The organism is Pseudomonas tremae (assembly GCF_001401155.1).
Lineage (GTDB): Bacteria > Pseudomonadota > Gammaproteobacteria > Pseudomonadales > Pseudomonadaceae > Aquipseudomonas > Aquipseudomonas tremae.
The window spans coordinates 22,114-35,195 of sequence record NZ_LJRO01000181.1 but is presented as its reverse complement, the minus strand read 5'-3'; the positions used below and the strand labels follow the sequence as shown (position 1 = coordinate 35,195).

At 58.9% G+C, this 13,082-nt stretch carries 11 protein-coding genes and 2 pseudogenes; 8 read left to right on the top strand and 5 right to left on the bottom strand.

Translation table 11 applies throughout. The annotated features are described in order from the left end of the window. Window positions 1–282: 282 nt before the first annotated feature. The 8 genes and pseudogenes from ALO43_RS12670 to ALO43_RS12635 all read left to right on the top strand — a co-directional run bounded on the left by ALO43_RS12670 (window position 283) and on the right by ALO43_RS12635 (window position 7,586). Entirely contained in the window at window positions 283–1,944 is a 1,662-nt protein-coding gene (locus ALO43_RS12670; protein ID WP_032618893.1) for an OFA family MFS transporter, read from the top strand. Window positions 1,945–2,218: 274 nt separating this feature from the next. Beyond that, the gene (locus ALO43_RS12665; protein ID WP_053931784.1) at window positions 2,219–3,418 is read left to right on the top strand and encodes an amino acid aminotransferase; all 1,200 of its coding nucleotides are present in this window, start codon (window positions 2,219–2,221) and stop codon (window positions 3,416–3,418) included. Between the two features lie 93 nt (window positions 3,419–3,511). After that, entirely contained in the window at window positions 3,512–4,105 is a 594-nt protein-coding gene (gene hisB, locus ALO43_RS12660; protein ID WP_053931860.1) for an imidazoleglycerol-phosphate dehydratase HisB, read from the top strand. Beyond that, the gene (hisH, locus tag ALO43_RS12655) at window positions 4,105–4,743 is read left to right on the top strand and encodes an imidazole glycerol phosphate synthase subunit HisH (RefSeq protein ID WP_005896081.1); all 639 of its coding nucleotides are present in this window, start codon (window positions 4,105–4,107) and stop codon (window positions 4,741–4,743) included. Before hisB ends, hisH begins: the two co-directional genes overlap by 1 nt. A gap of 4 nt (window positions 4,744–4,747) precedes the next feature. After that, window positions 4,748–5,008, top strand: coding sequence for a DUF2164 domain-containing protein (locus ALO43_RS12650; protein ID WP_024670400.1), 261 nt, complete (start codon window positions 4,748–4,750; stop codon window positions 5,006–5,008). 107 nt (window positions 5,009–5,115) lie between these two features. Beyond that, window positions 5,116–5,855, top strand: a pseudogene (gene hisA / locus ALO43_RS12645) (1-(5-phosphoribosyl)-5-[(5-phosphoribosylamino)methylideneamino]imidazole-4-carboxamide isomerase). A gap of 19 nt (window positions 5,856–5,874) precedes the next feature. After that, complete coding sequence (gene hisF / locus ALO43_RS12640; RefSeq protein WP_024670401.1) at window positions 5,875–6,645, top strand: imidazole glycerol phosphate synthase subunit HisF; 771 nt, start codon at window positions 5,875–5,877, stop codon at window positions 6,643–6,645. Window positions 6,646–6,830: 185 nt separating this feature from the next. Then, window positions 6,831–7,586 (top strand): substrate-binding periplasmic protein, encoded by a 756-nt coding sequence (locus ALO43_RS12635; RefSeq protein WP_005896090.1) that lies wholly within the window; start codon window positions 6,831–6,833, stop codon window positions 7,584–7,586. Between the two features lie 4 nt (window positions 7,587–7,590). Here the strand turns inward: ALO43_RS12635 and ALO43_RS32090 are convergent. From ALO43_RS32090 to gpmI, 5 genes and pseudogenes are all read right to left on the bottom strand, one after another. Further along, window positions 7,591–7,716 (bottom strand): annotated as a pseudogene (locus tag ALO43_RS32090) (serine protease); the annotation flags it as partial. Between the two features lie 67 nt (window positions 7,717–7,783). Next, window positions 7,784–8,566, bottom strand: a complete 783-nt coding sequence (locus ALO43_RS12630) for a divergent polysaccharide deacetylase family protein (protein WP_054997614.1) — start codon at window positions 8,564–8,566, stop codon at window positions 7,784–7,786. Between the two features lie 3 nt (window positions 8,567–8,569). Next, the gene (locus tag ALO43_RS12625; protein ID WP_024691082.1) at window positions 8,570–9,907 is read right to left on the bottom strand and encodes a S41 family peptidase; all 1,338 of its coding nucleotides are present in this window, start codon (window positions 9,905–9,907) and stop codon (window positions 8,570–8,572) included. A gap of 33 nt (window positions 9,908–9,940) precedes the next feature. Then, window positions 9,941–11,269: a murein hydrolase activator EnvC family protein gene (locus ALO43_RS12620; protein WP_024670403.1), complete on the bottom strand. Its 1,329-nt coding sequence runs from the start codon at window positions 11,267–11,269 to the stop codon at window positions 9,941–9,943. A 153-nt stretch (window positions 11,270–11,422) separates the two neighbouring features. Beyond that, window positions 11,423–12,955, bottom strand: a complete 1,533-nt coding sequence (gpmI, locus tag ALO43_RS12615) for a 2,3-bisphosphoglycerate-independent phosphoglycerate mutase (protein ID WP_054997613.1) — start codon at window positions 12,953–12,955, stop codon at window positions 11,423–11,425. Window positions 12,956–13,082: the final 127 nt, after the last annotated feature.

The window sequence follows — 13,082 nt, the reverse complement described above, 5'->3', positions numbered from 1 at the left end:
TTGCCCCACTAACGTTTGAGCAGGCTATCTGTACCGGTTAATTGAGGGCATCTATGGGGTAATAGACTGCATGGATTAAGGTGCTGATATTGTTGATAAAAAGCATGTAAGAAGATGCTCTTTTGCCATCAGAGAGTGATAGTCTCCGTTTTTGTTGGGTTGGGTGCGTCTTTTTGTCACGTATCTGAATAACCTGCCGATAAAACAGACATGGCCGCTCGGCATGGAGTCTGTGGCGGACCAGCGGACCATCTGCGAGCTTCACACATTGGGGTAATTATAATGAGCACAAGCACAGCCTTGGGCGGCGAAGCCGTTCAGCCTGCGTTCTTGTCCAAAGAGCGCATTATCGCCAAGCCCGGGTTCAACCGTTGGCTTGTTCCACCAGCAGCACTGGCAATCCATCTTTGCATCGGTATGGCCTATGGCTTCTCGGTGTTCTGGTTGCCGCTGTCCAAAGCAGTCGGTGTTAGCGCACCTGTTGCCTGCACCCCGGACATGGGTTTCTTCGCGCAGATGTTTGCGTCGACCTGTGACTGGCAGATATCCATGCTGGGCTGGATCTACACGCTGTTCTTTATCTTCCTGGGTTGCTCGGCTGCCATTTGGGGTGGCTGGCTTGAGCACGCAGGTCCACGCAAGGCCGGTGTTGTTTCGGCACTGTGCTGGTGTGGTGGTCTGCTGATTTCTGCGTTGGGTATTTACACGCACCAGATCTGGCTGATGTGGCTGGGGTCGGGTGTAATCGGCGGTATTGGTCTGGGGTTGGGTTATATCTCCCCGGTATCGACCCTGATCAAGTGGTTCCCGGACAAGCGTGGCATGGCTACCGGTATGGCGATCATGGGCTTTGGTGGTGGCGCGATGGTGGGCGCTCCTCTGGCCACTGCGCTGATGGGCCACTTTGCATCGGCTGAAAGTGTGGGCGTCTGGCAGAGCTTCGTGGTGATGGCGGCGATCTACTTTGTCTTCATGATCGGTGGCGCTCTGGGCTACCGCGTTCCGCCTACCGGCTGGAAACCAGAAGGCTGGACCGCTCCGGCCGCCAAGGCCAAGAACTCGATGATCACCAACCGTCACGTGCATGTCAGCGTGGCCTGGAAAACTCCGCAGTTCCGTCTGGTGTGGCTGGTGCTGTGCCTGAACGTATCGGCCGGTATCGGCATCCTGGGCATGGCTTCGCCGCTGTTGCAGGAAGTGTTCGCCGGTAAGCTGCTGGGCAACGATCTGACATTCAGCCAGCTCAATGCCGATCAACTGAAAGCCATTGCTGCGATTGCTGCGGGTTTCACTGGTCTGTTGAGTCTGTTCAACATTGGCGGTCGTTTCTTCTGGGCTTCGTGCTCGGACTACATCGGTCGCAAGGCAACTTACTTTGTGTTCTTCGCGCTGGGCTTCCTGCTTTACGCGTCGGTTCCGACCCTGGGTCATATGGGCAGCATCGCGCTGTTCGTTGCGGCTTTCTGTGTGGTGCTGTCGATGTACGGCGGCGGTTTCGCTACTGTTCCGGCGTATCTGGCTGACCTGTTTGGTACGCAGATGGTCGGCGCGATCCACGGGCGTCTGCTGACTGCATGGGCGGCGGCGGGCGTACTGGGTCCGGTATTGGTCAACTACCTGCGTGAGTACCAACTCAGCCACGGTGTTGCGCGTGCCGATGCTTACGACATCACGCTGTACATCCTCTCGGGTCTGCTGGTGCTAGGCTTTATCTGCAACCTGCTGATTCGTCCGGTTGCCGACAAGTACTTCATGACCGATGCCGAACTGGCTGTTGAACAAGCCATCGGCCACGACAAGGGCGCCAACGCCAGCACTTCGCTGGAGTGGAAAGCATCCGACAGCAGCAACCCACTGGTCATCGCGGCCTGGCTGGCCGTCGGTATCCCGTTGGCGTGGGGCGTCTGGATCACCCTGCAAAAGACCGCAGTGCTGTTCCACTAAAAGCCTGCAGGTAACAGAAAAGCGCTTGCACCTCGGTGCCGGCGCTTTTTTTTTTGGCGGACGCAGAGCGTCCAGAACGGCATGCCCACGCGGAGCATGGGCACGATAGTGATCTGACTGACGACTCTCGTTCCGCACGTTCCAGCGTGGGAATGCCTTGCGTGACGCTCTGCGTCACCCATCTGCGGCTCAATGTGCTCGAAGCTCTGCCCGTTCCCTTGCAGACGCTGCTACATTAGCAACCCCTGATTTATTGCCTGAAGGAGTTGTTTGCATGCTAGCCCACGTGGAGTCATACGCCGGTGATCCGATCCTTTCGCTGATGGAAACCTTTGGCAAGGATTCGCGTGCGGACAAGGTCAATCTGAGCATCGGTCTGTATTACGACGCCCAGGGTCGTATCCCGCAGTTGGCATGTGTAGCAGCGGCGCAACAGCAACTGGCCCAAGGCGAGCAGGTGGCTTCGGTGTATCTGCCGATGGAAGGCCTGGCCGCTTATCGGCAGGCGGTGCAAACCCTGCTGTTTGGTGCTGATCACCCGCTGGTGCAGGCTGGCCGTGTGGCCACTATCCAGACCGTGGGTGGTTCGGGTGCGTTGAAGGTGGGGGCTGATTTCCTCAAGTATGCGTTCCCGAACTCTCAAGTCTGGGTCAGTGATCCGACCTGGGAAAACCACTTGGCGCTGTTCGGCGGGGCGGGCTTCAAGGTCAACACCTACCCGTACTTCGACGCGCAGACCGGCGGAGTCAGGTTCGAGGCCATGCTCGACACCGTGCAAAGCCTGCCCGCGCAGAGCATCCTGTTACTGCACCCCTGCTGCCACAACCCGACCGGCGCCGACCTGTCGGTTGCGCAGTGGGATCAGTTGATCGAAGTAGTCAAGGAGCGTCAGCTCATCGCGTTTCTGGACATCGCCTATCAGGGCTTCGGCAAGGGCATGGACGAAGACGCCTATGCGATCCGTGCAATGGCCGATGCGGGTGTCACCACGCTGGTCAGCAACTCGTTCTCGAAAATCTTTTCGCTGTATGGCGAGCGTGTCGGCGGGCTGTCGGTGGTCTGCGAAGACACCTCGTCGGCTGCCAACGTATTCGGCCAGCTCAAGGCGACTGTGCGCCGCAACTATTCCAGCCCGCCTGCACATGGCGCATTTCTGGCTTCCAAAGTGCTCAACACACCGCATTTGCGTGACCAATGGCTGAGCGAAGTCGAAGCCATGCGTCTGCGTATCATCGACATGCGCACGCGGCTGGTCTCGGCACTGGTGCAGAAAGTCCCCGGGCGTGATTTCAGCTTTATCCTCAGGCAGAGCGGGATGTTCAGCTACACCGGGTTGACACCGCAGCAGGTCGACGAGCTGAAAGACGTTCACGGCATTTACATGCTGCGCAGCGGCCGGGTGTGCATGGCGGGTCTGAATGAAGGCAATGTCGACAAGGTGTGTGACGCCATCGCGAGCCTGTTCACTCACTAAAATGCCCTGCTGGTCGTCTGTTTGCTTCATGGCGAGCGCTTCTGGGCCTATAATGCTCGCCTTTTTTCGCCCAATGATTTTGCGGAGCTGGTGATGGTCGAACGTAAGGCGTACGTCGAGCGCAATACTCTGGAAACCCAGATTAAAGCCTCGATCAACCTGGATGGCACCGGAAAGGCCCGATTCGATATCGGCGTGCCTTTTCTTGAGCACATGCTCGACCAGATCGCCCGGCACGGGCTGATCGACCTGGACATCGAGTGCAAGGGTGACCTGGCAATCGATGACCATCACACGGTCGAAGACGTCGGGATCACCGTGGGTCAGGCTTTCAGCCAGGCCGTCGGCGACAAGAAGGGCATTCGTCGTTATGGCCACGCCTACGTGCCGCTCGATGAAGCGCTATCGCGTGTGGTCATCGACTTTTCCGGGCGTCCGGGCCTGCAAATGCATGTGCCGTATACCCGCGCCACGGTTGGCGGCTTTGATGTGGACCTGTTTCAGGAGTTCTTCCAGGGCTTCGTCAACCATGCCAACGTGACGCTGCACATCGACAACCTGCGCGGCACCAACACCCATCACCAGATCGAAACCGTGTTCAAGGCCTTTGGCCGTGCACTGCGCATGGCGGTCGAGCTGGATGAGCGTATGGCCGGACAAATGCCATCCACCAAGGGTGTGCTCTGATGCAGACGGTTGCGGTCATCGATTACGGCATGGGCAACCTGCACTCTGTCGCCAAGGCGCTGGAGCATGTGGGTGCCGGTCGTGTGCTGATTACCAGTGACGCCCAAGTGATTCGTGAAGCCGACCGTGTCGTATTTCCGGGAGTCGGCGCGATTCGCGACTGCATGGCCGAGATCCGCCGTCTGGGCTTCGATTCTCTGGTCAGGGAAGTTAGCCAGGACCGCCCGTTTCTCGGTATCTGCGTAGGTATGCAGGCGTTGCTCGACAGAAGCGAAGAGAGTGGTGGCGTGGACTGCATCGGCCTGTTCCCCGGCCAGGTGAAGTTCTTCGGCAAGGACCTGCATGAAGAGGGCGAACACCTGAAAGTGCCGCACATGGGCTGGAACCAGGTGGCGCAAGCCGTGGATCACCCGCTGTGGCACGACATCCCGGACCTGGCGCGTTTCTACTTCGTACACAGTTTTTACATTGATGCCGCCAACCAGCGTCAAGTGGTCGGGCGCGGCCACTACGGTCTCGATTTCGCCGCAGCACTGGCCGATGGTTCGCGTTTCGCGGTGCAGTTCCACCCTGAGAAGAGCCATACCCACGGCCTGCAATTGCTGCAGAACTTCGCCGCCTGGGATGGTCGCTGGTAAGCGTATGAACAAAGCAAAGGGCAAGCCGCCGATCCTGACCCTGTCGCCTGAACATGAGCAGCAGGCAATCGACAAGCTCAAGCGCCTGTTTGCCGATCGCTTCGAGCTGGAACTCGGCTCTTTTGAAGTGGCGGAAGTGCTTGAGCTGTTCACGCGCGAGATCGCTCCGCATTACTACAATCGCGCCATTTTCGAAGTTCAGCAGCACCTTAAAGAGCGGTTCGAGAGCATCGAAAGTGATCTCTGGGCACTCGAAAAAAATTGAATAGAAGCGGCTTCGAGCTTCCCGCCCCAGGCCGCAAGAATCAATGAGTGCGCATACTTGCAGCTAATCGCTTGCAGCTTGCCGCTCTTTTTGACCAAGGAAAAAGCATGCTGATTATCCCTGCTATCGACCTCAAAGATGGCGCCTGCGTACGTTTGCGTCAGGGCCGTATGGAAGATTCCACGGTGTTCTCCGATGACCCGGTGGCGATGGCTGCCAAGTGGGTCGACGGCGGCNNNGCCGCCGTCTGCATCTGGTCGACCTGAACGGTGCGTTCGAAGGTCAGCCGGTCAACGGCGATGTGGTTACTGCCATCGCCAGACGCTACCCGAACCTGCCGATCCAGATCGGCGGCGGTATTCGTTCGCTGGAAACCATCGAGCATTACATCAAGGCCGGCGTGAGCTACGTCATCATCGGCACCAAGGCCGTCAAAGAGCCCGAGTTCGTGGCCGAAGCCTGCCGTGCGTTCCCCGGCAAGGTGATTGTCGGTCTGGATGCCAAGGATGGTTTCGTCGCCACCGACGGCTGGGCTGAAGTCAGCACCGTGCAGGTCATCGACCTGGCCAAGCGCTTTGAGGCCAATGGTGTAGCGGCGATCGTGTACACCGACATCGCCAAAGACGGCATGATGCAGGGCTGCAATATCCCGTTCACTGCTGCATTGGCAGCCGCCACGAGAATCCCGGTCATCGCGTCGGGCGGCATTCACAACCTGGGCGACATCCAGGCGCTGCTGAACGCCAAGGCTCCGGGCATCATCGGTGCCATCACCGGTCGTGCGATTTACGAAGGCACGCTGGATGTGGCCGAAGCGCAAGCGCTCTGTGACCGCGAACAACGCTGAATAGCTGGAGATTGACCCTGTGGCCCTAGCCAAACGCATCATTCCTTGCCTGGACGTCGACAACGGTCGAGTGGTCAAGGGCGTCAAGTTCGAGAACATTCGCGACGCTGGTGACCCGGTGGAAATTGCTCGCCGTTATGACGAGCAGGGTGCTGACGAAATCACCTTTCTCGACATCACTGCCAGCGTCGATGGTCGTGACACCACGCTGCATACGGTCGAGCGCATGGCCAGTCAGGTGTTCATTCCGCTGACCGTGGGCGGTGGCGTGCGTACTGTGCAGGACATTCGCAACCTGCTCAATGCAGGCGCGGACAAAGTCTCCATCAATACCGCTGCCGTGTTCACGCCCGAATTTGTCGGTGAGGCCGCCGCGCGTTTCGGCTCGCAGTGCATCGTGGTTGCCATCGATGCCAAGAAGGTCTCCGGCCCGGGCGAAACTCCGCGCTGGGAAATCTTCACCCACGGCGGACGCAAGCCTACCGGGCTCGATGCCGTGCTTTGGGCGAAAAAGATGGAAGAGCTGGGCGCCGGCGAAATTCTGCTGACCAGCATGGATCAGGACGGCATGAAAAACGGCTTCGACCTGGGTGTTACCCGCGCCATCAGCGACGCGCTGGGGATACCGGTCATCGCTTCGGGCGGTGTCGGCAACCTGGAGCATCTGGCTGCCGGTGTGATCGAAGGCCATGCCAGTGCAGTACTGGCTGCCAGTATTTTTCACTTCGGCGAATACACCGTTCCCGAGGCCAAGGCTTATATGGCCAGCCGCGGTATCGTCGTGCGGTAGGCAATTGCGGCCATAAAGCGAGCGTCGCGTGTTTCAGACCTTGTTTGAAAGATTCGGCGCTCGTTTCATTTCGGTCCTTTGCGGCGCGGGTTATTGCTTGCAAGCGACATCGCAGAGTACCGGGCTAGACAGTGCGCCGGGTTACCGGCACTCTGCATGCGTCGTTCACGATCGAGTGCCGGAACATGTTCAAACGTCTATTTCTTGCCCTGATCGGGGTCGGCGCCTTGCTGAGTGAGGGGGCTCGGGCCGACCCGTCACCACCTTATTCAATGGTGCTGCTGACCGAGAACTTTCCGCCATTCAACATGGCGATCGATGGCAAGAATTTCGCGCAGGAAAACAACATCGACGGTATCGCCGCCGAAGTGGTGCGCGAGATGTTCAAGCGCGCGAACATCGGTTACAGCATGACCCTGCGCTTCCCCTGGGATCGCGTTTACAAGCTTGCTCGCGATAAGCCGGGCTACGGCGTATTTTCCACCACTCGCCTGCCCGAGCGGGAGAAGCTGTTCAAATGGGTCGGCCCGGTGGGCTCCTACGACTGGATAATGCTTGCGCGTGGCGACAGCCCCATCACCCTGACTTCACTGGAGCAGGTCCGCGATTACAAAGTGGGTGCCTACAAGGGCGACGCCATTGGCGAGCGTCTGAACGCCATGGGCCTGAATCCGATCCTTATGCTGCGTGACCGGGACAACGTCAAGAAGCTGGCCAACGGGCAAATCGACCTGTGGGCGGTGGGCGATCCTGTAGGGCGCTATCTGGCGAAGCTCGAAGGCGTTACCGGGTTCAAGACGGCGTTGCGTTTCAACAGCGCCGAGTTGTACCTGGCCGTGAACAAAAGCACGCCTGACGAAATCGTCACTCGGCTGCAAAAGGCCCTCGATCAGATGCGCGCCGAAGGCTGGGTTAATGCCGTCAAGGCGCGCTATCAGTAACCGCTCAGCCTGCGGCAGGCACCAGATCTTCACGTAAAGCGGAAGGCTGTCTGTTGATGCCGTGGGCGTAGGTGCATATTTTCATCGGCAGCGACTTTGCGCGGAACGTCAGATTGCTTAGTTGGGTCTTTTAGCCCCTAGCCCTGACGCTCACGACAATCAGGAAAACGCACAGACGCGTTTCATGATTCGCAGAATCAGCGATACACCCCGTTCTTGCCATGCCCCGCACTTGCGTGATTGCCCCGTTCGCCGATCATGCTGCGCAGATCGATCCATTCCACGCCTTGGGCCTTGAGTTTGGGCAGCTCGCGCTCGAGTACGTCCAGCGTGACCGGGTAGGGGTGACCAATCACAACGACCGAGCCCTGTTTGTGAGCCAGTTCGATTGCCGTCTGTAATTGCCGGGTAATGGCTTCGGCCGTGCGCTCATCGTCCAGAAATACGTCGCGAGACACGCTGGCCAGACCGATACGCTGCGCTTCGGCGGCGGCTACTGTTTTTGCGCTGGTGCGGCTGTCCACAAAAAACAGATGACGCCGCTGCAACTCGGCCATCAACCAGGCCATGGCGACTGGTTCGGCGGTCATGCGGCTGCCCATGTGGTTATTGATGCCGGCAGCATAAGGCACCTTCAGCAGCGCCGCATTGAGACGGCTTTCCAGTTCGGGCAATGGCAGTTCCGGGTGCCAGGCATATGGCCCGGTGGCCGGGTCCATCGGCATGTGCAGCATCACCGTCTTGCCTGCGCGATGTACCTGGCGGGCAAAGTCAGTGGCGTGCGGCGTATCAGGCATGATCGCCAGCGTTACCGGGCCGGGAAGCGCCAGCGTCCTGCTGTCGCGATCTGCATTTTGCCCCAGGTCATCGATGATCAGGCTGAGGTAAGCTTTTGAGGGTTTGTCAGCCTGCGCGACTGACGCTGCGTGGGCAGCGCCAGTGATCGAGAGTGCCAACAACAAAGAGCAGAGTAAGCGCATCCGTCAATTGCCGCGGGTGATGCTCAGCCCCTTCAGCAGGCTGAGCGCCTGGCTGAGCTGGAAGTCGTCATCCTGCGGACGCGCCTTGGCTGCTGCACTGCCTTTAACGGTCGGCTTGTCGGCACCGCCATTGCCGTTGCCCAGGTGACCCAGCAGGTCGGCTTCCTTGTAGTTCTCGCCGTCCGCTTCGCTGGTGACCTTGGCCCGACGTACCACGATGTCCGGGTTGATACCTTGAGCCTGAATCGAGCGGCCGTTCGGCGTGTAATACAGCGCCGTGGTGATTTTCAAGGCGCGGTCGTTGTTCAGCGGCAGCACGGTTTGCACCGAGCCTTTGCCGAACGTGTCGGTGCCCATCAGGATGCCGCGTTTCTGGTCTTGCAGGGCGCCGGCGACGATTTCCGATGCAGAGGCGCTGCCGCCGTTGATCAGCACCACCAGTGGCACGCCTTCGCTGGCGTCTGCCGGGTCTGCCGAGAAACGCAGCTCAGAGTTGGCGATGCGGCCTTTGGTGTAGACGATCAGACCTTTGGTGAGGAAGTGATCCGCCACTTGCACCGCCGACTGCAGCACGCCGCCCGGGTTATTGCGCAGGTCGAGAATCAGGCCGCTCATCTTCTTGCCATTGTCCTTGCGGAATTTGGCCAGCGCCTTGCCGACTTCGTCACCGGTCTTGACCTGGAACTGAGTGATGCGGATGTACCCGTAGCCGTTCTCCAGCATCTGCGCCTTGACGCTCTTGACCTGAATGGTCGCCCGCGCCAGCGTCACGTCAAACGGCGTGCCGCCGTCGCGCACCAGCGTCAGGGTGATCTTTTCGCCGATCTTGCCGCGCATCTTGTCTACCGCTTCTTGCATGTTCTGGCCTTGGGTCGGCGTGCCATTGATCTTCACGATCAGGTCGCCTGCCTCGATGCCAGCCTTGGAAGCAGGGGTATCGTCGATGGGCGAGACCACTTTGACGAGACCGTCCTCGACGCCCACTTCGATGCCCAGGCCGCCGAATTCGCCGCTGGTGCTTTCCTGCAGCTCCTGGAAATCTTCCGGGCCGAGGTAGGCAGAGTGCGGATCAAGGTTGCTGAGCATGCCCTTGATAGCGTTTTCCAGCAGTGTCTTGTCGTCCACCGGCTCGACATAGGCCGCCTTGACCCTGTCCATGACCTCCGCAAAGGTACGCAGCTCGTCCAGCGGCAGCGGCGGCTTGGCAGTGGCATTGGTTTTGGCGGGCGTGACTGCTGCAGGCGTGGCTGGCGCGGTCTTTTCGGCAGCTTGCGCCAGAGGCGCGCCGATAACGATGGCAATCGCCAGGGCCAGCGAGGTGAGGCGGGACAAATGCAGCATGTCTAACGAACTCCTACAGATATTGACGCCGACTTATCCTTGAGTGCGGCACCATTGGGCCGGATCGCTGGGGCGACCCTGCTGACGAATAGCAAAGTACAACGCTGCCGTGTCCTGACCGCCACTATTGCCGACCGTGGAAATCGCTTCACCGGCTTTTACAATGTCACCTGCCGACTTGAGCAGGCTCTGGTTGTGCCCGTATAGGGTCAAATAGCCATTGCCATGATCGAGAATGACCAGAAGCCCTGCGCCGCGCAACCAGTCAGCGAACACCACTCGTCCGCCGTGTACTGCATGCACCTGGCTTCCGGCTGTTGCGCTGATCATGACGCCGTCCCATTTGGTCCGTTCGTCATCACCGCGGGCTTCACCGAAGCGTGCCAGCAGTCGACCATTGACAGGCCATGGAAGTTTTCCACGGGCTTCGGCAAACGGGCCGCCGTAAGAAACACCTGCACTGGAAACGACTGCGCCGGGGGCTTTGACCGGGCGGCGCGGCGCGGGTTCATCATCGCTTTTGGTGCTGTCATTGCTTTTGCTGTTATTGCGGGCGACGGCTTGCGCTTCGCGCTGACGTTTTTCTTCGGCCTCGCGAGCGGCGACCAGTGCCTTCTGGCGGGCTTCTTCGGCTTCGCGGGCCTGACGTGCAAGGGTTTCTTCGATGGTCTTGAGGACTTTGGCGAGGTCGGCTTGATCCTGCTGGCGGGCCTGAAGCTTTTGATCGCGGGCCTTGTAATCCTGATTGAGCTTGGCCAGCGCTTGCTGGCGTTCCTGACGGACCTTGGCCAGTTCTTCGCTCTGGCTGTCCAGAGTGCTCTTCTGCACCAGCAGTTGGGCTTGTTGCAGGTCGATGTCTTTTTCGACATTGGCCAGTTGGCGCAGGGTTTCATTGAAGTTGCGTAACTGCGCCAGACGCGCCTGGCTCAGGTAATCGTAATAGGTGAGGGTGCGGGCGAACTTCTCGGGGTGCTGCTGATTGAGCAGCAGCTTTAGGTATTCCTGGCGGCCACTCTGGTAGGCGGCGCGGGCCTGGATAGCAATCAGGCGTTGCTGTTCAACGCGGGCGCTGTTTAATTTTTTTTTCTCACCGTCGAGCTTTTGCAGCTCGGTTTCCGTCTTTTTTAGTTCCTTTTGCAGGACCTCGACCTGCTTTTCCAACTTGCCCATTTCGGTTTCAGTGGTGCGCAGGTCCTTCTGGACGCCTGTACGTTCTTCCTGAAGCTTGCCCAGGACTTTTTGCAGCTCCGTCACATCCTGACGCGCAGCATCTATCTGTTTTTGGGTTTGCACACGCTCATCTTCGGCAAACGCCGGATTGAGCAGGCAGATCAGAGCAAGGGCAATCAAGGCGCGGAGCATGTGGGTGGGCGATACCGAGGAATTGTGAGAAAAAATGTCAGGCCTAGTATGCCCGCCATGCGCTGCAAAAAAAACGCCCCGCAGCCATTGCTTTAGGGCTTGAAACATAAAAAACCGGCCTGGCCTGATGGCTATAGGCCGGTTTTTAGCGGTTTACTCTGCCACAAGTATCGAGTGGCCAGTCATCTCTTGCGGTTTCTCCATGCCCAGCAGGTGCAGCATGGTCGGTGCCACATCAGCCAGAACGCCACCTTCGCGGACCTTCAGCGGACGTTTGCCAACGTACACAAAAGGCACCGGCTCGGATGTGTGAGCGGTATGTGCCTGGCCTGTGGAGTCATCAGTCATCTGCTCGACGTTGCCGTGGTCGGCCGTTATCAGTGCTTCGCCGCCGACTTTTTCCAGCGCTGCGGTAATACGGCCAACGCAGACATCCAGGCATTCCACAGCCTTGATCGCCGCTTCCATGATCCCGCTGTGGCCGACCATGTCACCGTTGGCGTAATTGACGACGATCATGTCATAACGCTGGTGCTCGATGGCATCCACGATCCTGTCGGTAACTTCCGGCGCGCTCATTTCAGGCTGCAGGTCGTAGGTGGCGACTTTTGGCGATGGAATCAGAATGCGCTCCTCACCCGGGAACGGTTCTTCACGACCACCGGAGAAGAAGAAGGTCACGTGCGCATATTTTTCGGTTTCGGCAATGCGCAATTGCGTCTTGCCATTGTCTGCCAGGTACTCACCCAGCACGTTTTTCAGACTGCCAGCGGCAAATGCCGAGGGCGCCGGAATGCTCGCTGCGTACTGAGTCAGCATGACGTAATTGACCTTGGGCTGACGAGCGCGCTCGAAGTCCTTGAAGTCATCTTCGACGAATACGCGGGTCAGTTCACGGGCGCGGTCGGCGCGGAAGTTCATGAACACCACAGCGTCGCCATCTTCCACCCGGGCAGGTTCGCCAAGACGCGTGGCTTTGACGAACTCGTCGTTCTCGTCGCGTGCATAGGCCGCTTCAAGGCCGGCAACGCCGCTGTCTGCGTGGAATTGAGCGGTGCTGTCGACGATCAGGTTATAGGCAGAGGAGACCCGGTCCCAACGGTTGTCACGGTCCATGGCGAAATAGCGGCCGATGATCGTGGCGGTGCGGCCCTTGCCGAGGCGGGCAAAGGTCTGATCCATCAGCTCTAGGGATTTTTTCGCACTGCGTGGTGGCGTGTCGCGACCGTCGAGAAACGCATGCAGGTATATTTTTTCGGCGCCGCGTTTGACGGCCAGTTCGGCCATGGCGACCAGATGGTCCTGGTGGCTGTGAACGCCGCCATCCGACAGCAGGCCCATGATATGAACAGCCTTGCCGGCGCTCACGGCTTTATCTACCGCAGCGCAGATGGTCGGGTTCTCGAAAAACTCGCCGTCTCGAATCGCTTTGGTCACGCGAGTGAAGTCCTGATACACCACACGGCCAGCGCCGAGGTTCATGTGCCCGACTTCGGAATTGCCCATTTGCCCGTCCGGCAGACCGACATCCATGCCAGACCCTGAAATCAGGCCGTTGGGCATGGTCTGGTAGAGGCGATCCATGACGGGCATCTTCGCCGCCAGGATGGCATTGCCTTCGTGGCTTTCGCTGTGTCCGAAGCCATCCAGGATGATAAGAACCAGAGGTTTTGGCGTGGCAGTCATAGAACCCACTCGATGCTGGTTGGATAAAGTACAAGGGAACGGCATTTTAAGGACAAGTTCAAACGGCGTCACTGCCGTACGGACTTTGGCCGACCTTGGCTGCTGTGTATACTGGCCGACTTTTTAA

Bases quoted from the DNA above. Each gene is read 5' to 3' on its own strand.
- ALO43_RS12670 (WP_032618893.1), top strand. From the start codon at position 283: ATGAGCACAAGCACAGCCTTGGGCGGCGAAGCCGTTCAGCCTGCGTTC.
- ALO43_RS12665 (WP_053931784.1), top strand. From the start codon at position 2,219: ATGCTAGCCCACGTGGAGTCATACGCCGGTGATCCGATCCTTTCGCTG.
- hisB (WP_053931860.1), top strand. From the start codon at position 3,512: ATGGTCGAACGTAAGGCGTACGTCGAGCGCAATACTCTGGAAACCCAG.
- hisH (WP_005896081.1), top strand. From the start codon at position 4,105: ATGCAGACGGTTGCGGTCATCGATTACGGCATGGGCAACCTGCACTCT.
- ALO43_RS12650 (WP_024670400.1), top strand. From the start codon at position 4,748: ATGAACAAAGCAAAGGGCAAGCCGCCGATCCTGACCCTGTCGCCTGAA.
- ALO43_RS12635 (WP_005896090.1), top strand. From the start codon at position 6,831: ATGTTCAAACGTCTATTTCTTGCCCTGATCGGGGTCGGCGCCTTGCTG.
- ALO43_RS12630 (WP_054997614.1), bottom strand. From the start codon at position 8,566: ATGCGCTTACTCTGCTCTTTGTTGTTGGCACTCTCGATCACTGGCGCT.
- ALO43_RS12625 (WP_024691082.1), bottom strand. From the start codon at position 9,907: ATGCTGCATTTGTCCCGCCTCACCTCGCTGGCCCTGGCGATTGCCATC.
- ALO43_RS12620 (WP_024670403.1), bottom strand. From the start codon at position 11,269: ATGCTCCGCGCCTTGATTGCCCTTGCTCTGATCTGCCTGCTCAATCCG.
- gpmI (WP_054997613.1), bottom strand. From the start codon at position 12,955: ATGACTGCCACGCCAAAACCTCTGGTTCTTATCATCCTGGATGGCTTC.